Source organism: Paenibacillus sp. V4I5 (assembly GCF_030817255.1).
GTDB lineage: Bacteria > Bacillota > Bacilli > Paenibacillales > NBRC-103111 > Paenibacillus_E.
In genome coordinates this window covers 6,360,736-6,382,954 of sequence record NZ_JAUSZB010000002.1, presented here as the reverse complement: position 1 = coordinate 6,382,954, position 22,219 = coordinate 6,360,736, and the positions used below count along the sequence as shown (strand labels likewise).

The window sequence follows — 22,219 nt, the reverse complement described above, 5'->3', positions numbered from 1 at the left end:
GTATTCATTCCTTAGTTATGTTGACTCCAGCATAATAAGACTGAAGTATTTTCTTATAATCGTAGCCTAATTCGGCATAGCCTCTTGCACCCCATTGAGACATGCCAAGTCCGTGTCCAAAGCCTGTTCCACGGAAAATGAACTGATTGCCTTGACCTGCCGTTTGTGGATTAGGAGGGGTCACAGGGGGTACCAACGAAGACGTCGGTTTCGACTGTCCCGCTGTGCCAAGAGCCGTTAAATCGGTTATCTTCAAGGCTGTAGGCTGTGATTGACCACCAGACAGCACATAGACCGAATCAGAGCCAGCACTACTTGTCTCACTACTTCCTGCACCAGCAATCGTTAGGCCAATAGGATCTGGGGTATTACCAGTATAACTTCCTGCTTGTACAATTTCAAACCGGGTGCTGGGTAATCCCCCAAGTGCCGCACGTAAAGCATCAGGATAAGGCACCTTCACCACAACACCGTTCGCTTTCAGTTCGGTCACCCTCCCTGAAGGTCCTCGCTTCGATATTTCAAGTGATTGCAAATCTCCGCTTACAACTACATTGGCTGCCGCTAATTTACTTTTAATCTCATTACCTGTGTAAGGACCTCTAATCCAAGAATAGGCATTCGATTCTTTTTCTTGGCCCAACACTAATACTTTCTCTTTATTGGAAAGCTGAGCAATCGAAGGATTAGCAGCATTATCTACATAAGGTGCCGTACGGACATTTACACCTTGTTCCGTGGCCTCGTAGTAGGAGGCGCCCTCTTTACCCTTCTGACCACTGTCTTTGAGATACATGCTGTGTACGTAGCCCGTGCGACCATCGGTTAATTGAATACGATACCAGATCGCCTTCCCTTTTTCAGCACCATCATCCGGACTTGGCACACTACGCAAATAAGTTAATGGATTCCCCCATACTTCAGAGGGATCCGCAGTCATCCCGCCTGAATTCGAAGAAAACACAGGCGATATCAGACCATTTTTATCTGATAATACTTCGTCTTTCGTCGCATCAACAGCTTGTATTCCTGCTGCAAATTCCTTTTGTATTCCATAGTAAACCTGATCTAACGTTGTATCCGTGACTTGTGCAATCTCATACTTATTTCCCTGTTTGATTGCAAACGTACGAGCAGCTACAGCTTGTGCCTTCAACGCTTCTGTTGGCCAACTAGAACTAAGCTCAGAGCCTAAGACAGCATATAAATATTGCTCCATCGGAACTTCATTCACTAAAGCTAACCTACCATGATAGGTACTTATCTCCATATCTCCGCGGTAACTAAGGTTAGCCCGCTCCTTGATGGCAATTCCCTGACTCTTCGGATGGATTACCGTCTTTTGATCACCTGCTGCCGCGGCATAATGAAGTACCGAAGCGGAGCCATTCGTGGAAGCCGTCACATCCGATCTGCGAATCAAATAGGATGATTTCGTATTCACAGGTTGTAAAGCCAAGTTAGGAGCTGCGCGTAACGCTGCTTGCTTCACTGCCTCTAACTGTCCTCCAGCAGCTTCATTACCTACCCATACGCTATAGGTTAGTTTACCTTCCGCATCTTCTTGCAGCGCAATATCTGCTTCGAGTCCTGCTTGGTTAAATATAAGCAATTGCTGCAGAGCAGCCGCCTCATCAGCATACGTACCCGCACTCCAATGCAGTGGACCTTTAACTACAGGAGGAGCCAATTTCGTTAACGCCGAAACGGTTGTATCTTTAAGTGCTTGCGCTGCAGCACCTTCGGCTTCTTCCTTAGAGGGGAAGCTGCCGTAATAAACTTGGTATACCGTTCTTCCTTGTTTCACTCTACTTAACACATAGCTATCTTCGGGCATCGCAGCTAATTTAGCATTCAAGGCCTTGGCTGCTAGGTAATCTATCGTTTCGAGCATAATTACACTATACTGATCAATCGATAGTCGAATCGAAGCATCCGGAATCGAGACCCACGGTTTAGCAGCAGTCCCCGCTGAATTACGTACAGCAATATCCAGACCGCCAGACGCAGTAAGGGTTACTACCGGTTCTACTTTTCTATATTTGGTTGAATCTATCAAAAGTGCAACACGAATCTGATCCAAATGTTTGATCCCCTCTGCATTTGCATGGGGCACCAGCGCAGGGAATGTTCCAAAGGTCAAAGCAGCCATCGTTAATAAAGCTATTCTCTTAGGGGTAAGCAGCTTATTTCTCCAATTCATTCGACACAATTTCCTTTCTTTCGCAGCATTCTACTACATTAGACTCTAGAAATTGGAAGAAGTTTTGTTTGATAGAATTTAATATAGGCAAAAAACATCGTAGATTCATTGCTGCATCAAGCGTAACATGTCAAAACAACGGATTTCCCCCATACTCCTCCTCATGGTAAAAAATACAACAATTCTACTGCTGAAGATCAAATTGGCAGATGTGGACTTAAACTGTTGTACTTTGTATAACAATCGCTGAGTAAAACCATTTAAACCCCTAAATTGTTGCAGAAAGTACAACAATGAAATAATTTGTGCTCGAGCTTCAGAGATTCTCTCTCATACACCCTTCAAATTGTAGAAAGTGCAAAAAGCTTCTTGCTCTGCAAGCTCGACTGGAAAAATAACCTTTCTTGCTCAGTAAGCTCGACGAAAGAACAATCTCTAGCGAAAACAAAACTCAGTTGAAACAAAAAAAATCTTTTGCCCGCCTTTCAGCTGCGGCAAAAGATCACGAATTACCGTTGTTCCGGCACCGGTAAACCTAAATGATGATAGGCCTGAGGCGTTACCATCCGGCCTCTAGGGGTACGCTGCAAGAATCCAATTTGCAGCAAATACGGCTCGTAGACGTCTTCGATCGTCTGACTCTCTTCGCCGATGGTGGCGGCAATCGTTTCGAGCCCTACTGGGCCGCCTTGGAAGCTTTGAATGATGGCGCGCAGCATCTTATGATCAATCTCATCAAGTCCAAGGTCATCGACCTGTATGAGCTTGAGTGACTCTTTGGCGATGTCCAGCGTGATAATGCCATCGCCCTTCACTTGCGCGAAGTCGCGCACCCGCTTCAGCAAGCGGTTCGCGATTCGCGGTGTTCCCCGCGAGCGCATGCCGATCTCGCGCGCGGCTTCACCGACGATGCCGACCTGTAGGATGTCGGCCGTTCGGCTGACGATGTAGGTGAGCTCCTCCACCGTATAAAACTCCAGCCGACTGACGACCCCAAAACGGTCGCGCAGCGGCGCAGAAAGCAGTCCGACGCGTGTCGTAGCGCCGATCAAGGTAAACGCCGGCAAGTCTAGACGCACCGAGCGTGCGCTAGGCCCCTTGCCGATGATAATATCAAGGGCAAAGTCCTCCATCGCCGGATACAGCACCTCTTCCACCGTACGGTGGAGGCGGTGAATTTCGTCGATGAAAAGCACATCACCCTCCTGCAAATTCGTCAGGATGGCAGCTAAATCGCCCGGCCGCTCAATCGCAGGGCCGGAGGTCGTTCTTATGTTCACGCCAAGCTCGTTGGCGATGATGTTGGACAGCGTTGTTTTGCCGAGGCCAGGCGGCCCATACAGCAGCACATGATCAAGCGCTTCCTTACGCTGCTTGGCAGCTTCAATATAGATCTTGAGGTTCTCCTTCGCCTGCTTCTGGCCGATATATTCGGCCAAATAACGAGGACGTAGGCTGTACTCAATCGTGTTGTCCTCCATCATTAAATTAGCCGATATAATCCGGTCATTGTCCATGTTGATCCTCCTAAGAGTTTTGCTAAAGCAAAACTGACTTCGTAAGCATTCGCTGAGTTTTGCTTTAGCAAAACTGACTTCGTAAGCACTGGCTAAGTCATGCCCAATCCACTTCCACTACATCGTATACAAAGCTTGCAGCGCAAGCTTCATCAACACATCAACAGAATCAGACGGATTCGCTTTTGGCTTCACTTGCAACCAAGCACGATCAGCTTCAGCTTCCGTGTAGCCAAGCGTCATCAACGCTTCCTTCGCTTCACTCCAGGCATGACCGCCATCGCTCAGCTGCGCTGATCCAACCACGCTTAAAGCTACCGCAGCTTCCGGACTTGAGAAGCTCACCGAACCCAATTTGTCCTTCAGATCCAATATAATCCGCTGTGCTGTTTTCTTTCCGATGCCAGGGAGCTTTGTCAGGAAAGCTAGATTCTCCTGGCTAATTGCTAGAATCACAGCCTCTGGTCTTCCGCCCGCAGCAAGAATGCCCAGCGCAACCTTTGGTCCAATACCCGATACATCGAGCAATAAGCGGAACAAGGACTGTTCATCCCTTGATATAAAGCCGAATAGCAAATGAGCATCTTCACGTACATGATAATGAATGAACATCGTGACAGCTTCATCTTCCTTATGCGGCAGTGCATAGGGATTCGGACAAAACACACGATAACCTACGCCATTTACATCCAGTACCGCAAAGTCGCTCTCGCGTGCAGCAACTTTCCCTCTTAAGAAATCTATCATCTTTTCCTGACCTCATTTATCCTAGATTGCAAAGCAGAAGAATGCGCATGGCAAATAGCAATAGCAAGTGCATCAGCCACATCATCAGGCTTAGGCACTTGGGACAGTTTTAGTAATATTTTGACCATTTCCTGTACTTGGTGTTTCTCAGCTTTCCCGTAGCCAACAACGGATTGTTTGACTTGAAGCGGTGTATATTCAGCAATCGACAACCCAGCCTGAACACCTGCAAGAATCATGACGCCCCGCGCTTGTCCTACTGTAAATGCCGTCGTTACATTCCGATTAAAGAACAATTTCTCTATCGACATCGCGTCCGGTTTATACTTCTCTATTAATTGCGTCGTAGCATCATAGACATCTTTCAGCCTGATCCCAGGGTCCGTATGTGCTTCGGTTTGAATTGAACCATACTGCACAGGAATGAGCTTACTTCCGATCTTATCAATAAAGCCAAAACCAACAATCGCGATCCCCGGATCAATACCTAGAATACGCACTGTAATTTCTCTCCCATCTTAAAAAAAAGCGAACATATGTAGTCATTTCATTATAGCAGATAACAAAAAAAAGAGATAGACTCAGGAACCTCCCGATCTACCTCTTCATTCTACTATCACTTAATTATGGTCTTGTCATAGCCCGTTCAGTCTCTTGGGGCGGCATGGCATAATCGCTGAAAGTTGATAATACGCTATTATACTCCTCCAAATCAGTGACTCGGATCCCTTCATGGAGCTGCTCCACCGTTTCGCGTGGCAGACTACTTTCTAAATGCTTAATGTTCAATTGAAAAAATGTTCGAATCACATTATCCTTGGCTGGGGTTCCATTAAATAGGGACAGATTGCTGCTGCCATCGATGCCGAATACCGCCTTTTCCTTGCATGCCGGCGATAAATCATCGATACTCTCGGTAAAGGTGACATCTCCATTCGCACCTATGCTCAGCAACCAATTAGGGTGCTTCATTTGCATTTTCAATAATTCTTGAGGGGTCTGCAAGCCCAACTGACTGCGCTCCTCGCCACAAACATATGTCTTAAGCAAATAGCTCTCCCTGCTATCCGTTATACTTTTCAACGTTGTCGTTGCTTCTTGAAGACGTTGATCGTCCACCGGTGTAAGTCCAGCAAAGGTCGATCTAACGACTCCGCTGGGGCTATCACCAGCACTTAGAAGGCTCCCAGTTGCATATAATATATAGCTAACCACAACGACGGCAAAGAACATTCCTAAGGTCAACCAACTACGTTTCCAACGCAGCTTTCTTTTCAAATGCTTCAAAAGTTGTCGTACATTCACCGATATCCCCTTCTATTCTCGTTTTTCCGTATTGTTTCCATTTGCATGAGACACTATACATCATTTACCATAGAGGGAGAGTATGAAACCAATCAAGACGGACGGTGAAGCCCTTATCATGAACGGTAGAAAACGAATCAAACGTACAACACTCCTAATTATAGGAGTAGTCCTGTTATGGGGGGCAGTCGCTATTTGGAATGAAGCACAAAAAAATGAATCAGGTGTAACCTCACCGCGGTCAACCTCAGCCTCATATCCATCTCCATCTCAGAAAAGTCACCAAACATCCATGAATTATGTAACAAATGGATATAAAATGAGCTCTCCCTAGCTTTATAATTTGACTGTAGCCACAGAAATGATATAGTCAGAAGTAGATGAAATATTCTCATACTATCCAGGGAAACCGATATATATTTGAAAAGGCAAATGCAAAGCTTACGATACCAGTTTTCTTGCGAAAACTATAAACGGAGAGACTTTGAGCAAGCTCAAAGATCCCAAAGCAGAGAGACTTTGAGCAAGCTCAAAGATCCCTATATTAGGAGGGGAACAGCATGAATGTGGCAGAACTTCAATTAATTCAATTATCCAGACGGGGCGACCGCAACGCTTTCGTGGAGCTAGTCGAGTTATACCGTAACAAAATACAGAAACTTGCTTTTCGTATGCTGCATAACAGGCCTGATTCAGAGGACATTGTTCAAGAAACATTCATTCGTGTTTATTTGAACTTAAACCACTTTGATGAAAGCCAGAACTTCTCTACTTGGATTTATCGAATTGGTAAAAATGTCGCCATTGACTTGCTGCGCAAAAAAAGGCCTGTTCAATCCTTAGATGCCGAGTTGAACGATTATGACGATGATTACAGCTACTACAGTAAGCTTGCAAGTCAAGATCAGTCTCCTGAGCACGTTGTTCTCCAAACAGAAGTTCAAGAGCATATGCATACATCCATTAATAAATTAGCTGACAAATATAGAAGTATCATTACGTTATACTATCTGGAAGAGCTCTCCCTTCAGGAAATAAGCGATAAACTGAACTTACCGATTACAACAGTGAAAACTCGTTTACATCGCGGACGTGAACTGCTTCGCAAAAAATGGGGTATGAATTTCGTTGTCGGTTTAATGACCTTTTTCACATTGGGTATGATTGCCTAATCCTTAGCATAACGAAACTAAGAAGCCTCCTAATCCACAAATCCTGTGGTTTAGGAGGCTTCTTCTTCATTTTCAGAAATTAATCCAAGGTGCGTTTTGCTTAGCATCCTGCTTTTCAGAAGCCCTCTGCTGCCGTTTCAAGAAAGCATTGAGTGCTCCTGTACCTGACAATTTCACTTTTTTTGAAGAACTGTCGCTGCTTGACCGATCTGCCTTTTTATCAGAACGGATGTCAATTTCAACGATTTCTTCTGTATCAGTCTCTTTCGCAAGCTCATGCGTATGGACTTGCGGCATAAGAGGCGACTCATAAGGAGCTTGGTAATGAGCTCCTGCATAAGGAATACCATAAGGAGCCTGCTGGTAGTCATATGGATTATGTGCAGTCTGTTGCATGTCATAAGGAGCCTGCTGGTAGTCATACGGATTATGTGCAGTCTGTTGCATGTCATAGGGAGAAGCTGGTGGATATATCCCAGGAATTGTAGGAAAGCCATGCTGATAACCATCCCACGGACTTTCAACTGTTCCGGTTGGATAACCCGCCGGGAATGTCGTCCACGGCTGTTCGATCATCGATTGGCCTCCGCAGCCACAACCATCATGACTCATTGGATAGGAGGTTTGCTCTGCATGATGTGGAAATTGTTCATATGGTGACTGCTGATACGGTGAATAAGCTGGATATGTTGGCACTTCTTGTTGCTCGGAACCTGGATAGGCAAATACCTCAGTCGCTTTAATGTGAAACTGCTGGAAAGGATGAACCGCTTGCTGCTCGTAAGGTGCATTGAGACCAATAACCCCAGGCTCAGGTGTAGGAATGACTGGCGCAGATGCCATTGGCGAAGGTACGAACGGTTGCTCAGCCAACGGCATTGATTCTACATAGGGCGCTGACGGCGCTGATGGCACTGACGGCATTTGACTTATCGGTTCTTCTGCAATAGGCATAAATGGTTGCTGATATGAATCTGCAACAGCCCATGGCTGAGCTGATGGGACTTGCGCAAATGGCTCTGTTGATGGTTTAGACATCGATAATGGCTTAATTCCTACCTGCTCATGATGCATCTTGGGCACATATACAATTTCTCCTGTCATAAGCACATTGGGGTTCTTCAGATGTGGATTCGCTTTAATCATCTCTTGAAGGGATACATCCCAAGCCTTACCAAGCTTCCATAAGCTATCTCCCTGCTGGACAACGTGTTTATAGACGTAATCTGAAGCAGGTGGATCTACTGGCTTCGGTTTGGAAGGTATTTTCACCTTCATACCGACGTCAAGATGATCCGGTTGTTCAATTTGCGGGTTAAGCGCGATGACTTGGTCCAATGTGGTTTGATATTTTTTTGCAAGCTCGTACAGGGTATCGCCCTTTTTGACAATGTGGATTTTCAACACCATACCTCCTTAGAGTTTTCGTTAGAAAACTTACTTCGTAAGCATAAACTCGAGTTTTCGTTAGAAATTTGGCCTTTGTAAGCATAATCTCGAGTTCTCGCAAGAAAACTTGCTTCGTAAGCATTCGCTTAGTCACAATGATATTACAGTTTATGCAGGTTCCTAGGCTTTTGCCCCTTTTGGACAAAAAAAATCCCTCGCGTAATGAACGCAAGGGAAGTATGGTATTAACTTGTGTACGAATAACTCGGATAACAACCCAAAATTCGAACCTGACAACCAATCGCTTCAATTTCTTGAATGGCAGATGGCAGGAGAACTGAATCCAGGGAACCAGCAATATCGATATAGAAATAATAAGTACCGAGCTTCTTCTTCGTCGGCTTAGATTCAATCTTTGAAAGATTAATTCTGCGCCACGCGAAGGCAGAGAGCACCTGATGCAGGGCACCTGGGTAATCTTCAGGCAAGGTGACAAGAATGGTTGTTTTCATGTCTTCCGAGGACTTCAGTTCTGACGCTTCGGTACCAACCAGCAAAAACCGGGTCATATTGTCTTTATGATCCTGAATTTCCCTTTGCAGCATAGGAACTTCGTAGTTTGTAGATGCAATAGCCGTTCCGATAGCAGCCACGGTCGGGTCCTGCAGCGTCGATACTATTCGTACTCCCTCTGCCGTGGAGCTTACTTGCTCAAACTCTGCTTCGCTCAAATACTGCTTCATAAATCTACTGCACTGTGCAGGGACGACCTGATGAGATAATACCTTACGAATATGTCCATATGGATTCGAAGCTTCCGTTTGTCCGTCAGGATTCGAATACCCAATGAGATTCATATCAATGGGAAAAACCCACTCCGCCCGAATGGGCAGATCAACCTCGTGAACGAGCCAGTCGACATGCAAATGAACGGAACCTTCAAGCGTATTTTCAATGGGAATGACACCTAATTCCGTTTCGCCTGACGCTGTCGCATTGAACACTTCAGAAATTAGCTTGTATGAAACGTAAGTAAAGTCTTCACCCAAAAAATGACGGGTAGCTTCTTCCGAAAAGGTACTTGGTCCTAGGATGGCAACCCGCTTCATGCAAGAACCTCCCCTTCAACGAAGGATAACAGATCCCCGTCACCTTCTTGCAGTAGAATTGCCGCCACGCCTTCTCCACTCGGCTTTAGCCATAGCGTTTGCGCTTCAATACCTTCCTTAGCAAGCGTATCCTTCAGGAATGCCTCCAGCTCCTCTTTCTGGCCGCTTCGTGCATCCACTAGCGCAAGCATCGTCGGTCCAGCTCCGCTAAGTGCAACCCCTAGCGCACCGTGGTTCTCCGCTTGCTCAAGCAGCGTCTTCATGCCGGGAATGAGCTCTGCACGGTAAGGCTGATGCAGCGCGTCCTTCATGGCATGGCGGATCATTCCCAAGTTGCAGGTAGCTAGCGCGGCAACAAGCAAGGAAGAATGGCTGAGGTTGAACACCGCATCCTTCATGGCTACTTGCTTCGGCATGACGCTTCTCGCCTTCTCAGTAGAAAGCTGGAATGCTGGTATCGCCACCAGCACTTCCAAATTAACGTCTGGCTCTATTCGAATAGATTCGGCTTTCTCACCGTCCCAGAATGCAACCACGATCCCGCCGAACAAGCTAGCCCCGACATTGTCTGGGTGCTTCTCCAGGCGGCTCGCGATTTGGAACAGCTCATACTGCGTGAGCTTGTTGCCGATTAGGGCATTGGCGCCGGCAAGCGCACCAACAATGGCTGACGCGCTGCTGCCTAGACCGCGTGTGAGTGGAATATCGCTATACATGGTAATGTCCAGCTCAGGGTGAGAAACGTCCGCCTGTTCAAATACCATTTGCGCGACTTTATAAATTAAATTGGACTTGTCCGTTGGAATTCCGTACATCTGATCACCGATTAAATGAATCGTCGTTTCATCCGAGATCGCCATGTCAATCCAGGCATATAAGTTCAAGGCCATCCCCAGTGAGTCAAAGCCAGGACCTAAGTTTGCCGTGCTTGCCGGAACTTTCACTCTTACCTTTTGCACTGCCTTATAACTCATTTCGAAATTGCGCCTCTTTTCAATAATTTAGCCTTCTACGCGATAAACACTTTTGATGGCGTGAATAACATCCATAGATTCGAATTGTCTCAGCACATTTTTCATACTGGCTTGGTTCGCATCATGTGTGATAATAATAATTTCAGCCTTCGGATTGGACTGGTTCGGGTGCTGGAATACAGACTCCAAACTAACTTCGTGATGAGCAAAAATTTGTGTAATTTGTGCAAGTACGCCCGCTTTATCTTCAACGTGCAGAAGAATAAAGTTTTTGGAAGCAATCTGTTCGTCCGTCTTTAACTTCATTTCTTTGTAAGGTGCCAGTACCGTACGTCCATTCACGCCCAGTCTCAAGTTACGCACAACGGCAACCAAATCCGCTACGACGGATGTTGCCGTCGGCAGTTCGCCTGCTCCAGCACCGTAGAACATTGTTTCGCCTACTGCTTCGCCTGTTACATACACAGCATTGAATACACCATTCACGGAAGCAAGCGGATGCGAGTTTTTCACCATTGTAGGTTGTACACTCACAGAGATATGACCATCATGATTTTCAGCAATTCCAAGCAGCTTCACTTCGTAGCCTAATTTTTTGCCATATTGAATATCTTCTTTAGATACTTTCGATATGCCTTTTACTTCTACATCACTCAGAGCAACATTGGCGTGAAAGCCAAGTGTCGATAAAATGGTCATCTTACGAGCTGCATCCAACCCCTCAACATCAGATGTTGGGTCTGCTTCTGCGTAGCCAAGATCCTGTGCTTCTTTCAAGACATCAGCATAAGCAGCGCCTTCTTGACTCATTTTGGTCAAAATGTAATTGGTTGTGCCGTTCACGATGCCCATAATCTTCGTAATACGGTCAGAGGAGAAGCCCTCTACGAGTGCACGAATGATCGGAATGCCGCCGGCAACACTAGCTTCGTAAAATACGTCGCAGCCGTGTTCAGCAGCTTTTGCCAAAATTTCAGCACCATGCATGGCCATAAGATCTTTATTCGCCGTCACGATGTGCTTGCCATTGCCTAGCGCAGTTAAAATATGCTCTTTGGTAGCAGCAATTCCGCCCATAACTTCAACGACAACATCAATCTCGCTATCGCCAATAACGTCCCATACTTGTTCAGTCAGTTTGTTTGCATCCACTGAGATGTTGCGAAGCTTTGATTTATCTTGTACTAAAATTTTTGAAATTTCAATGGATGAGCCTGTTTGACGCTGCAAATCCTCTTGATGACCTTCGATAATGCGGACTACACCTGTTCCTACTGTACCTAATCCGAGTAAACCAACCTTGATGGGTTTCATGTATCTTACCTCCTGAATAGTTTTTCTAACTTAACTGCCCTGACCAATGACCATGGCACGCTTGACCCCTTCTTGCGCTTGAAGTCGATTAATCATTTGACGGATCTCCTCCCCCATCGAGGAGGTCTCTACGGAAATGACGACATTCGCCATACCCTGTAGAGGAATAGTCTGATGTATCGTTAATACATTCCCATCCAAATTAGCAATGAGAGCCAGCACACGAGACAGAATCCCGGACCGATGCTCCAAATCCATGGATATTGTGATAATGCGTTCTCGTTCCAGTTTGCTGAGAGGATGAATTCCATCCTTATACTTATAGAAAGCGCTGCGGCTGAGTCCGACTTGTTCAACGGCATCGTGAATTGTTTTTACTTCACCCCGTGCAAGCAATTCCTTAGCTTGAGCTGTCTTGAGTACTCCTTCTGGCAATATATCTTCCCGGACTAAGTAGTACCTCTCAGGACCGGTGTGCTTGATCGTTTGTAAAAACTCTTTGCTTTCCGGCACTTCACCACCGTCCTCTCTGGAAAGACCAATGTTCCTCTATAGAGGACATTATATCGAATCACACGGATTGAAGCAATAGGCAATTCACATCTTATTCTTTCATCTTTTGCAGCATCTAACTTCACTATGATAAGCTGATAGTACTAGATTAGAAAGGGATCGCCTCCATGATTACATTACGCATGATGTCTACGGCTCTCCTATGGAACAGCCAGAACGAATTACTAATGATGAAACGCTCCTTAACGCGTTCGCTATCACCAGGTTTATGGGCAGCTATTGGCGGTCACCTGGAGCCAAGTGAATTGAATAACCCGCGGGCAGCCTGTTTGCGCGAAGTGTGGGAGGAGACTGGCATTGAGCATGATGAAATCCAAGGGCTGCGCATGCAGTATGTCTTACTTCGATTAAATGGACAAGAAGTTCGCCAGCAATTTTTTTATATCGGAACGACGGATGTGAACCCGCGAATCGTCACACCCGAAGGGGATCTACATTGGATTCCAAAAGAACATGTGCTGGAACGCCCAATCCCTTTTATTTTTCGATGCTTGCTTGAACATTATTTCAGCGTAGGCCTTACTGGGCACCCCTGGGTAGGCTCAGCAGGAATTCAACTGGACACAGGTGAACCTACTATTCACTGGAACCCATTAGTAGATCCCTTGCAGACTTAATAAGAATAGCAAAAAAGGCAGACATCGATTTCTCGAGTTCTGCCTTTTTGTACGGCTCATATTATAACGCACTGCCTCCAAATAAGAAACGATACTCCCAGTGGCGATTGTCGATAGAATCTATCCGAACACCACCACTGTCTTTGGAGTATGTCGACAAGATTTGTCCATTTCCTAAGTAAATAGCCACGTGCGTAATGGTCTGTGTAGACTTATTAATACCGCTGTAATTCGATTGGCTTGTCCCTTTGTAAGACATGAAGAACATGAGATCTCCAGGCTTCAGATCCTGCCAATTTGTTTTGGCATGCCCGAGAGATTTCACATAACTCCCTTGACCTCTAGAATCACTTGGCAGCTTCTTTCCAATGCCATCCAAGAAAGCTTGCCGAACAAAGTCAGAGCAATCAAACGTTCTTGTATTATCACGACTTGATCCATATTCATAGGGCGTGCCTAGATACTTCTTACCCGCAGCAATAATTTTTTGAACATTTGCACTTGTTGAGCCTCCAGTACCACTGCCGGTGTTGGAATCACCAGGCGATGTAACACCTGATGCTTGTATGTATTTGGCGCTTGTGCTTATGTAGCCCTCACGGCCATCAGAGGCTTTCACTTTGTACCACCAACTGTTCACTTTGGACAGGATGGTAACTTTCTCGCCTTCCTTCAAGTACCGGATACGCGTAGAATTCACATCCGCACTTTGGCGAAGACTGACACTGTTAATAATTCGACCAGTTGATGCAGCCGAAGCTTCTTTAGGTAAAGGAATTGTGACAGCGCCAAAGATAAGTGCTGGTACAAGTACGAGGGTCAGTAGTTGTTTTTTCATCATGTTGGCCTCCTAGTATTTTGGGTTGCATAACGAGAATCATTAGCATGAATAACTAGCATCTTCTTCCGTTAAGCCAGACTACCTAGCTCCGAAAGCTGTTATCCTTCATATGTGTTCGTAATATAGGCTTTCTTTTAGTGGGTAGGAGCACAAATTAGTTGGCAATATACCTCTAATTCACTAGTAGATGGAAACAAAAAAAGCCTCCCCTTAGCTGAATTAAATACAGCACACAGGAAAGACCTTTATCCAATTTTGGCGGAGGAGTCACGTATTTTCGGATGATCCTGAAGCGTAAAGTGGTGACTCTGATCCACCCATCGCTGCATGACTTTTTGGGCTTCTTTTCTTTGCAGCAGCGAATCTGCTAGTTGAAAGCCTTCTTCATAACTGCCTACTTTATCAAACCAAGTCAATCGAAGTCCTGTATTAAAAATGACATGATCACGTTCACGCTTCAATTCCTCTGAATCTTCTCCAGCAATAATGCGCCGCACCATGGCAACCTGATCATCTTTACTTAAAGGCAGCAGGGGCTCACTCAGAAAACCAAATTTCTGCGGTTCAACCAATCGCGATTCATCTCCCCAAGGGGTTACGATCCTTATTGTACTGTTCTGGTAGATTGGCAAATCCTCGGATCCTTCAATTCCATTGACAATATACACATTTTGAAAGCCAGATCGGATCGATATGGGAATCAGAGATTCCATCGCTTTTCGCTGATTGACGCCTATAATCATATTCATTGAACGTACGGGATTTATGACTTTCTCAACGGTATTCATCACTGTTCGCAATCCTAACTGCTCGCGAACCTGTTTCAGTTTCCCAAGCGGCGGACAAAGCTGATCTGTATGAAGAAACCCAATATGCAGGTGAAATAACATCGTTTCCCATGCTTTCACTGACACATCTATCGCGACGCCAAAGCTTTCTAATAGTTCTTTCATAGCGGTCCCCTGTCTCGGCGGAAGTGAATCACTTCCATGCAGTACCTGGGAGAAACCCACAGAAGCAAGCAAGAGGCTAACTGGCAGCGTGACGGGAAAATATTGCCGGCCTTCCGTTGGTCCCGCACAATTGAGTGAATCCGCAAAAGTATGGTAATTCAATGAGTAGCTGCGAAAAACATCAATGAATGCCATCAACTCTTCGTCAGCTTCCCCTTTCATACATAGGGCCATTAAGAAAGCTGCGCATTGAGCGTCTGTGGAATCTCCTCTAGCCATCTCATGTGCGGCTTCTACAGCTTCCTCATAAGATAAATCACGTGATCCTTGCATACCTGTTCCTATCGCTTGAATCCATCTTTTCATCAAATTCCTCCTTCCTCATGTAGTTGCACTTCAATGAGTGTTATATTTACTGACATATTATTGTGTTTATTAGTAAAATCGTAATCCTTTTCTTTTTATGTGTCAAGTTTTATGACATTAATTCGCATTCTAACGTAAAAAGGAAGGCTAAGGCCATAAAAAATACAACAATTCCAGCCAAAAACAGCTCTACGGCATGGAAAAGGGCTAAATTGTTGTACAACATACAACATCCTGAGGCTTTTCAAGAAAGAAATCAATGAAATTGTTGTACACTGTACAACTTGCGTATCTAAATCCCCATTTCTTCCAAGAACCGGAAAACTGAAGTCAAAACAAAGAAATCAAAACACAGAAAAACTGCACAGAAAAACATAGTCATATTACCGAATCATTATTTTACCGACTCATTAAGCATGTATCCACCAATCTCACTCAGCTCAGCAAAATCCATAGCTTACCATGCTAAATAAGGAGTAAGCCCTGACTTGCCCCCCAATTTCAACTTCTTAACGCAAAAAAACACTCATCCTTAGGATAAGTGTTTCCCTTGTTCTAGTGCTTCTCATCAAATTCGAAGTCAAAATCACCAATTTGGATCGTCTGCCCATGGACAGCTCCACGTTTACGCAATTCATCATCAATCCCAATATTACGCAAAATACGAGCAAAGCGAGCGATGCCGTCCTGTGTGCTGAAGTTCGTTCGTTTAATCAACTTCTCAATTGAAGGACTTTCAACAATGAATACATCGTTTTCTCGACGAATCGTGTAATCATTCTCCTCGCGTTTCTCGAAGCGATACACTTTACGCTCTTCTTTATCAGCTACACCCTCTACTTCAGGAGCATTCGGGATACTTTCTACAATGTCTGAGATCTTGTAGAGAAGCTCCTGTACACCGCCTCGTGTCAAAGCAGAGATCGGATAAACCTCAAACTCTTTGCCATCTGCCGCCATCTGCTCCTTGAATAAGGCCAGATTGTCCTCTGATTCCGGCATATCCATCTTGTTGGCAACAACAATTTGCGGACGCTGCTCCAGCTTGGCATTATATAGCTTAATTTCCTCATTAATCTTGAGGAAATCTTCGTAAGGATCGCGGCCGTCTGCTGCAGACATGTCCACGACATGCACAATCACTCGCGTCCGTTCCACGTGACGCAAGAACTCATGACCGAGTCCCACGCCCTCGTGGGCCCCTTCAATAAGACCAGGAAGGTCCGCCATGACGAAGCTGCGTCCATCACCAACATCCACAACCCCGAGGTTCGGGGTAAGGGTTGTAAAGTGATACGCCGCAATTTTCGGTTTTGCGGCAGAGACAACCGACAATAGCGTGGATTTTCCAACGCTTGGGAAGCCTACTAAGCCGACGTCGGCCATGACCTTCATCTCAAGTACGACCCAACGCTCCACGCCTTCCTCGCCGTTCTCAGCAATTTCTGGCGCTGTTACGCGTGCTGTTGCGAAGCGTGTGTTGCCCCGGCCGCCGCGACCGCCCTTGGCCACAACAACCTCTTGACCATGACGCGTCAAGTCGGCGATAACCTCCCCAGTATCATCATCGATGATGGTTGTGCCCGGCGGGATGCGAACAACCATATCCTCTGCATTAGCGCCATGCATCGACTTGTTACGGCCCTTTTCGCCGCGCTCTGCTTTAAAGTGCTTCTGATAGCGGAAATCCATCAGTGTTCGTAGACCCTCGTCTACACGGAAAACAACATCGCCGCCATTTCCCCCGTCGCCACCTGCTGGTCCGCCCTCTGGTACATATTTCTCACGGCGGAAAGCAACTAAACCATCGCCACCGTCGCCACCTTTAACAAATATCTTCGCTTTATCAACAAACATTTCTACACCTCAACTAAGGAGAGACTTTGGTCTTGGACCAAAGATCCCTTTATTATGTACGAAACGGTAACCGCAATGTGATGACCGCTTCTTCCTCTTGCCAATCATTATGCACCAGTGAATAAGAATTTACTTTCGATAGTAAGGTTTCCTTCACGGCTTTTTCAAGTTGCTCCCGGTTATAGGGGCCTTGATATACAAAATCAAGCAGTAAGCCATCTTCTTGAACATCAAATTCCAAGCTGAGTGTACCACTTTCACCGTCACTTGCCGCAGCATGCTCTTGAACGCATTCCACGGTTTGGCGTACCAATCTTTCGATGAGGCCGTCATGCAGAGGAAGTTGTCCAAGATTGATTTCTTGATCTAATTCAACTTCCAGCTCCAATGATTTCGACTGGACGCGAAAGAGTAGCAAGAAAGCAATTAACGATGGAACACCTAACTTGGAGAGATTACTTTCCTGCTGCATAGTCATTTTTATTTTTTCCATATAAGGCTGTAAATTATCAAACTTCTTTAACTGAATATAACCAAACAAAATTTGGGTATCGTTCATCCAATCGTGACGTAAGCGATTTATGACCTGAATTAACCTCTGTTGAGCCTGTTGTTCCTGTTGACGGAGCTCTTGGCTCCATTTCTCTTCCAATCTACTCGCTTCCAACTTGAAGGCGGTATAACCGCAAAAGACTATGATCAGTAGTAAAGCGCCCCTGACAATCCAGGGTTCCACAAACATCATTCCCGTCAGTCCTATGAGCACAAGTGCTAATAAATAAACTTGCGTACTGCCCGCTCGCTTCATTTCCCGTTCGCTCCGTTCTCCTGCTTTGTAACCGTTCATCCAGTATATCATGATGTACTAGCAAACTTCACCAAACAAATGAGAAAACCTCTGCCCTTCGAGATGCGTGACCGCGTTTATTTAGATGAGAGACTTTGGTCTCCGACCAAAGATCCCTATATTACAGATGAGAGACTTTGGTCTCCGACCAAAGATCCCTATATTACAGATGAGAGACTTTGGTCTCCGACCAAAGATCCCTATATTACAGATGAGAGACTTTGGTCTCCGACCAAAGATCCCTATATTAGGTTTGTTTCGAATTAGAAAAAAATCCCTGGGCGGGCTTATCGCTCGCCAGGGATTCATATTACGCTTCTAAAGCTGCAGCCACAGGAGCTACATCAACTGGGTATACGCTCACTTTTTTGCGATCGCGGCCCAAACGCTCGAATTTCACTACGCCTTGTACCAAAGCGAAAAGTGTATCATCCGAACCGATGCCTACGTTCGTTCCTGGGTGAATTTTCGTGCCGCGTTGGCGGTAGAGAATGCTTCCCGCAGTAACGGTTTGACCGTCAGCACGTTTAGCGCCAAGGCGCTTAGCGTGTGAGTCACGTCCGTTCTTTGTGGAACCCACCCCTTTTTTGGAAGCGAAAAACTGGAGATCCAATTTCAACATGGTGTTATCCTCCTTTGTGATAGATTGTTTCAATCGTTATATAGTCACCGTAATTGTCTGCAATGGTTTGTAGCATGACGACCATCGATTCTAGAATCAATTGGACCTTATTCCATGTCTCCGGAACAGATCGTGTACTTTCTGGTATTGTAACATCCATCAAGCCTCGTTCTATCTCGTGAATGGGAATCACGCCCGTCAGTGATTCAATCGAATTATAAGTACCGAACGTTACCGCCGATACTGCAGCGCAGACTAAGTCTTTGCCAGGTACGTCATATTCAGCATGGCCTTCCACTACAAAAGATGAGATCTGAGGTGAATCCGGTGCAAGACGCTCTATGGTCACATAGATCATAAGGCTGCCTCTTACGCTTGGATTTTCTCAACTACTACTCTTGTGTACGGTTGACGATGACCTTGCTTTTTGTGATAGTTCTTTTTCGGCTTGTACTTATAAACGATGACTTTAGCGCCTTTGCCGTGTTTTTCCACTTTCGCGGAAACTGAAGCACCAGCAACCAACGGAGCACCTACTACTAAGCCACTCTCTTTGGAAACCAAGAACACACGATCAAAAGAAACAACTTCACCTTCAGCTGCGTTCAATTTTTCGATGTAAAGAACATCGCCCTCTTGAACTTTGTACTGTTTACCACCTGTTTCAATAATTGCGTACATTTTCATTACCTCCTCATGTCTCAGACTCGCCTTGTCCAGGTGACGGTTAGGATCACATCCAAATCCGTGCTTAGACCCGATTCGTGCGGTTACAGCATGCCTAAACAACACACTCCGAGTATTATATCACAGAAACATTTTGTAATGCAATTATTATTTCCGCTTTCGCGTCATCTCAAGCAGGCCTAGCTTGGTCCAACCGACAATAATCGTTTTGGAGCGATCCTTACGCACGGCTTGTGTGATGTTCTCCATCACGGCTGCTCGATTCACTTCCGAACTCATGTCTATAAAATCAACAATAATAATGCCTCTTATATTACGAAGACGCAGAAGCCTTGGAATTTCACTGGCCGCTTCTCGATTAATATCGGTGACAGTCTGTTCTAAATCAATGGATCCGGTATACCTTCCTGTATTCACATCAATCACGGTAAGTGCTTCGGTTTGATCAAATATTAAATATCCGCCGCTAGGCAGCCAAATTTTACGCCTAAAGCTCTGATTCAGCTCTTCCGTGATACCAAACTGATCAAACAACGGTATCTTGCGGTCATAATAAGCTACGCGTCCCCGCCAACTTGGCTGCTGTTTACGCAGTAACTGTTTCATCTCTTCGTACACTTTAACGTCATTTAGCCAAACTTCTTGAACGTCATCCGTTATGACATCTCGGGCTAATCTAGGAAGAAGATCAAGATCCTGATATAGCTGTGCTGGCGCATGTGCCTCTTCCATTTTGGACACGATGGCATACCATAATTCTCGTAAATTTTGCAAATCATCACGAATAGCTTCTTCGCTTTGACCAATAGCACCCGTTCGTATAATAACACCTTCACCAGGAAGCAAGCTGCCCTCGGCAAGCTGTTTGAGGCGCTGCCGTTCTGCGTCCAAATCAATTTTACGGGATATAGCAATATAATCGGCGTCTGGCATATAAACAATCCAGCGGCCAGGAATAGAAATATGAGTTGTTACTCTTGCGCCTTTGGTTCCCTGCGGATCCTTCGTCACCTGCACCATCAGCGTCTGACCGACTTCGGCGAGCTCCGTTATTGAGGGTTTAATCTTAGGCTGCTTGTCCAAGTGGACGGGTAGGAGGTCGTCTATATATAGAAAGGCATTCTTCGCAAGACCGATATCGACGAATGCCGCCTGCATGCCGGGAAGGACGTTGACGATGCGACCCATGTAGATGCTGCCTGCTCTTTGAGAATCAAGCGGATACTGCGTATCATACTCAACAAGACGACTTTCTTCAAGCAATGCCGCTTGTGTAAGATCAGGTGCGCAGTGAATTATAAGTTGCTTCATACACGTTCACCTCAACAGTTATTTTACATGAAAAGATCGGAAACTGCACTCCCCGGTTTTTTTCCATCCAAATAACCGCTCACTAATTGCTGTTCCGGCAATACGGCTTGTATGCGCCCCGTTTCTCCTACGATATAGATTAAATGATATTTTTCCCGCATAAAAAGCTTCAGTGTTTCCGCCATAGTGCGATGTCTCGTAATGACAATCGGCTGTGCTAATGTCCCACGGCTCAATAGTTGACTCATACGGTTCCCGCGTCCAATAAGAAAGCGAAAAAAGTGGTAGGGAAGCTGCCGATAAGCATACCAGTTGGATACAAGCAAGAAAATGCCGATGACTAATATATTGAGCGGGAGGTGTCCGCTGATCAGTTGGATAATGGCTATGACTATAATAGCCAGACTTAAGATCATACTGATCCATGCTGTATATAAAATCGTATTATGGTAGGACAATAAATACCCTAACAATGACTGCATCACTTTGCCACCATCGAGCGGCATGACGGGAATGAGATTAAATAAGCCAATCATCAAATTAGCTTCGATGAAGTAATCCCACCAACTGCTTGCGCCCACATCCACCCATTTCATTAAAAGTGCAACGAGAATCATCCATACGTGCTGAAGCGGCCCAGCTAGAGAGACAATCAACTCTTCACGCGTCGGAGCCGTTCCAAGCTCATCAACGACCAAGACGCCTCCAAAAGGCAGAAGCTGTACTTCCCGCACCCTCCACCCAAAGCCGTTAGCAGCAGCCAAATGACCCATCTCGTGAACCAGTACGATGCCAAATAACGTAGCAGCCTCCAGAAAGTAGCCTGTAATGGCAGAGCCAATCATAATGAGTGTAAATAAGGGGTGGAATCGATACGTAGTTCCGGCCCATTTAATCAAAGCTGATCACATCCGATGGATTAACGGGATGCCCATCCTTCGTAACGGCAAAGTACAGCGTTCCCTTCGCAGGATCCTTCTTGGAAGCCTTACCGATGGGTTCACCAACTTTCATCCAGTCTCCTACCTCGACATTGGCCTCGCTCAATCCGCCGTACAAAGATTGAAGACCTCCTGGATGGCGTATCACAATCGTTAGGCCCGTTTCTGCAGCTACACCGGAGAAAATGACCTGACCTGTATCCAATGCATAAACCGGTGCAAATTCAATGGTATTCAAATGAACTCCCAAGTGGGAAGTTCCATCATATCGCGTAAGAATACTTCCCTTTGCAGGAGAAAAAAAGGTGCGCTTGGAGGCATTCACTCTTATGGCCTCAGTTCCTTCTCGGTTGAAACTGGGAATGAACGAAGGTGACCCACCAAACTTATCGCTATACCAAGCTGACAGTGACGAGAAATCGTACGACTGTGTAAGCGAAGAGGTCACGATTTGCTTCCCTTGATTTGCCCAGGGCTGATTAAGCTGGAACATCCCGTACAGCGCTGCAAACAAAACACAGCTGATGAACAGCTTGACCGCAATCTTACTAGGAGAAGGCGGTGCTAACAACCCTCTTTCACCATCCCTCAGATAATCTCGCCCCACTAATGCTGTGTCATTTAATAATTTTTGCCGCCATGCATACTCTGGATCCTCCATTCTTCGTTTCCATTCAGAATCCACATAGAGAGGTACTTCGGAATGATGATGTATGGGCAACGAATTCTCCCTAAATCGAGAGGGTCTCACCGGACTTCCACTCCCGTTAGAAAGATCAGACGTTTCGCGCAAATTGCGAAGTCGTTCTATCCTACGCTGTTTCACTTTATCTTTGACTTCCATGGAAGCCCCTCCCTATCGTTTACCTTTGTA

At 45.6% G+C, this 22,219-nt stretch carries 22 protein-coding genes and 1 other annotated feature; of the genes, 2 read left to right on the top strand and 20 right to left on the bottom strand.

What is annotated here, in order from left to right:
• Positions 1–4 precede the first annotated feature (4 nt).
• The 5 genes from QFZ78_RS31295 to QFZ78_RS31275 all read right to left on the bottom strand — a co-directional run bounded on the left by QFZ78_RS31295 (position 5) and on the right by QFZ78_RS31275 (position 5,772).
• Positions 5–2,203, bottom strand: a complete 2,199-nt coding sequence (locus QFZ78_RS31295) for a SpoIID/LytB domain-containing protein (protein ID WP_307553252.1) — start codon at positions 2,201–2,203, stop codon at positions 5–7.
• Positions 2,204–2,712: 509 nt separating this feature from the next.
• Positions 2,713–3,720 carry a Holliday junction branch migration DNA helicase RuvB gene (gene ruvB, locus QFZ78_RS31290; protein ID WP_307553251.1) on the bottom strand — a complete coding sequence of 336 codons (1,008 nt, stop codon included), beginning with the start codon at positions 3,718–3,720 and terminating at the stop codon, positions 2,713–2,715.
• Positions 3,721–3,837: 117 nt separating this feature from the next.
• Positions 3,838–4,467 carry a Holliday junction branch migration protein RuvA gene (ruvA, locus tag QFZ78_RS31285; protein WP_307553250.1) on the bottom strand — a complete coding sequence of 210 codons (630 nt, stop codon included), beginning with the start codon at positions 4,465–4,467 and terminating at the stop codon, positions 3,838–3,840.
• On the bottom strand, positions 4,464–4,967 hold the full coding sequence (ruvC, locus tag QFZ78_RS31280) for a crossover junction endodeoxyribonuclease RuvC (RefSeq protein WP_057306137.1): 504 nt from the start codon (positions 4,965–4,967) through the stop codon (positions 4,464–4,466). The genes ruvA and ruvC overlap by 4 nt, the downstream gene beginning before the upstream one ends.
• Before the next feature lie 124 nt (positions 4,968–5,091).
• Complete coding sequence (locus QFZ78_RS31275) at positions 5,092–5,772, bottom strand: BofC C-terminal domain-containing protein (RefSeq protein ID WP_307553249.1); 681 nt, start codon at positions 5,770–5,772, stop codon at positions 5,092–5,094.
• Between the two features lie 560 nt (positions 5,773–6,332).
• On the opposite strand from QFZ78_RS31275, the gene sigW reads away from it, so the two are divergent.
• Positions 6,333–6,944: an RNA polymerase sigma factor SigW gene (gene sigW / locus QFZ78_RS31270; protein WP_060648579.1), complete on the top strand. Its 612-nt coding sequence runs from the start codon at positions 6,333–6,335 to the stop codon at positions 6,942–6,944.
• A gap of 72 nt (positions 6,945–7,016) precedes the next feature.
• Here sigW and QFZ78_RS31265 read toward each other — a convergent pair whose 3' ends face one another.
• The 5 genes from QFZ78_RS31265 to QFZ78_RS31245 all read right to left on the bottom strand — a co-directional run bounded on the left by QFZ78_RS31265 (position 7,017) and on the right by QFZ78_RS31245 (position 12,243).
• Positions 7,017–8,348 (bottom strand): LysM peptidoglycan-binding domain-containing protein, encoded by a 1,332-nt coding sequence (locus tag QFZ78_RS31265; protein WP_307553248.1) that lies wholly within the window; start codon positions 8,346–8,348, stop codon positions 7,017–7,019.
• A gap of 230 nt (positions 8,349–8,578) precedes the next feature.
• Positions 8,579–9,442 carry a prephenate dehydratase gene (gene pheA, locus QFZ78_RS31260; protein WP_307553247.1) on the bottom strand — a complete coding sequence of 288 codons (864 nt, stop codon included), beginning with the start codon at positions 9,440–9,442 and terminating at the stop codon, positions 8,579–8,581.
• Positions 9,439–10,416 (bottom strand): homoserine kinase, encoded by a 978-nt coding sequence (thrB, locus tag QFZ78_RS31255; protein ID WP_307553246.1) that lies wholly within the window; start codon positions 10,414–10,416, stop codon positions 9,439–9,441. The genes pheA and thrB overlap by 4 nt, the downstream gene beginning before the upstream one ends.
• A gap of 27 nt (positions 10,417–10,443) precedes the next feature.
• Positions 10,444–11,730: a homoserine dehydrogenase gene (locus tag QFZ78_RS31250; RefSeq protein ID WP_307553245.1), complete on the bottom strand. Its 1,287-nt coding sequence runs from the start codon at positions 11,728–11,730 to the stop codon at positions 10,444–10,446.
• A gap of 30 nt (positions 11,731–11,760) precedes the next feature.
• Positions 11,761–12,243 carry an ACT domain-containing protein gene (locus QFZ78_RS31245; RefSeq protein WP_307446599.1) on the bottom strand — a complete coding sequence of 161 codons (483 nt, stop codon included), beginning with the start codon at positions 12,241–12,243 and terminating at the stop codon, positions 11,761–11,763.
• A 167-nt stretch (positions 12,244–12,410) separates the two neighbouring features.
• On the opposite strand from QFZ78_RS31245, the gene QFZ78_RS31240 reads away from it, so the two are divergent.
• Positions 12,411–12,920, top strand: a complete 510-nt coding sequence (locus QFZ78_RS31240) for an NUDIX domain-containing protein (protein ID WP_307553244.1) — start codon at positions 12,411–12,413, stop codon at positions 12,918–12,920.
• Between the two features lie 61 nt (positions 12,921–12,981).
• Here QFZ78_RS31240 and QFZ78_RS31235 read toward each other — a convergent pair whose 3' ends face one another.
• The 10 genes from QFZ78_RS31235 to QFZ78_RS31190 all read right to left on the bottom strand — a co-directional run bounded on the left by QFZ78_RS31235 (position 12,982) and on the right by QFZ78_RS31190 (position 22,189).
• The gene (locus QFZ78_RS31235) at positions 12,982–13,758 is read right to left on the bottom strand and encodes a C40 family peptidase (protein ID WP_307555963.1); all 777 of its coding nucleotides are present in this window, start codon (positions 13,756–13,758) and stop codon (positions 12,982–12,984) included.
• 248 nt (positions 13,759–14,006) lie between these two features.
• Positions 14,007–15,080 carry an anthranilate phosphoribosyltransferase gene (locus QFZ78_RS31230; protein ID WP_307553243.1) on the bottom strand — a complete coding sequence of 358 codons (1,074 nt, stop codon included), beginning with the start codon at positions 15,078–15,080 and terminating at the stop codon, positions 14,007–14,009.
• 555 nt (positions 15,081–15,635) lie between these two features.
• Positions 15,636–16,937: a GTPase ObgE gene (obgE, locus tag QFZ78_RS31225; protein WP_307553242.1), complete on the bottom strand. Its 1,302-nt coding sequence runs from the start codon at positions 16,935–16,937 to the stop codon at positions 15,636–15,638.
• A gap of 52 nt (positions 16,938–16,989) precedes the next feature.
• The gene (locus QFZ78_RS31220; protein ID WP_307553241.1) at positions 16,990–17,784 is read right to left on the bottom strand and encodes a Spo0B domain-containing protein; all 795 of its coding nucleotides are present in this window, start codon (positions 17,782–17,784) and stop codon (positions 16,990–16,992) included.
• A gap of 310 nt (positions 17,785–18,094) precedes the next feature.
• Positions 18,095–18,406, bottom strand: a complete 312-nt coding sequence (rpmA, locus tag QFZ78_RS31215; RefSeq protein ID WP_307553240.1) for a 50S ribosomal protein L27 — start codon at positions 18,404–18,406, stop codon at positions 18,095–18,097.
• Between the two features lie 4 nt (positions 18,407–18,410).
• Complete coding sequence (locus QFZ78_RS31210) at positions 18,411–18,764, bottom strand: ribosomal-processing cysteine protease Prp (protein ID WP_307553239.1); 354 nt, start codon at positions 18,762–18,764, stop codon at positions 18,411–18,413.
• An 11-nt stretch (positions 18,765–18,775) separates the two neighbouring features.
• Positions 18,776–19,087 carry a 50S ribosomal protein L21 gene (rplU, locus tag QFZ78_RS31205; RefSeq protein WP_029194673.1) on the bottom strand — a complete coding sequence of 104 codons (312 nt, stop codon included), beginning with the start codon at positions 19,085–19,087 and terminating at the stop codon, positions 18,776–18,778.
• 12 nt (positions 19,088–19,099) lie between these two features.
• Positions 19,100–19,188 (bottom strand) — a sequence feature (ribosomal protein L21 leader region).
• Between the two features lie 52 nt (positions 19,189–19,240).
• On the bottom strand, positions 19,241–20,404 hold the full coding sequence (locus tag QFZ78_RS31200; RefSeq protein WP_307553238.1) for an Rne/Rng family ribonuclease: 1,164 nt from the start codon (positions 20,402–20,404) through the stop codon (positions 19,241–19,243).
• A 23-nt stretch (positions 20,405–20,427) separates the two neighbouring features.
• A complete protein-coding gene (locus QFZ78_RS31195) occupies positions 20,428–21,303 on the bottom strand; it encodes a M50 family metallopeptidase (RefSeq protein WP_307553237.1) in 876 nt (291 codons plus the stop codon).
• Positions 21,296–22,189, bottom strand: coding sequence for a M23 family metallopeptidase (locus tag QFZ78_RS31190; protein WP_307553236.1), 894 nt, complete (start codon positions 22,187–22,189; stop codon positions 21,296–21,298). Before QFZ78_RS31190 ends, QFZ78_RS31195 begins: the two co-directional genes overlap by 8 nt.
• Between the last annotated feature and the right edge of the window lie 30 nt (positions 22,190–22,219).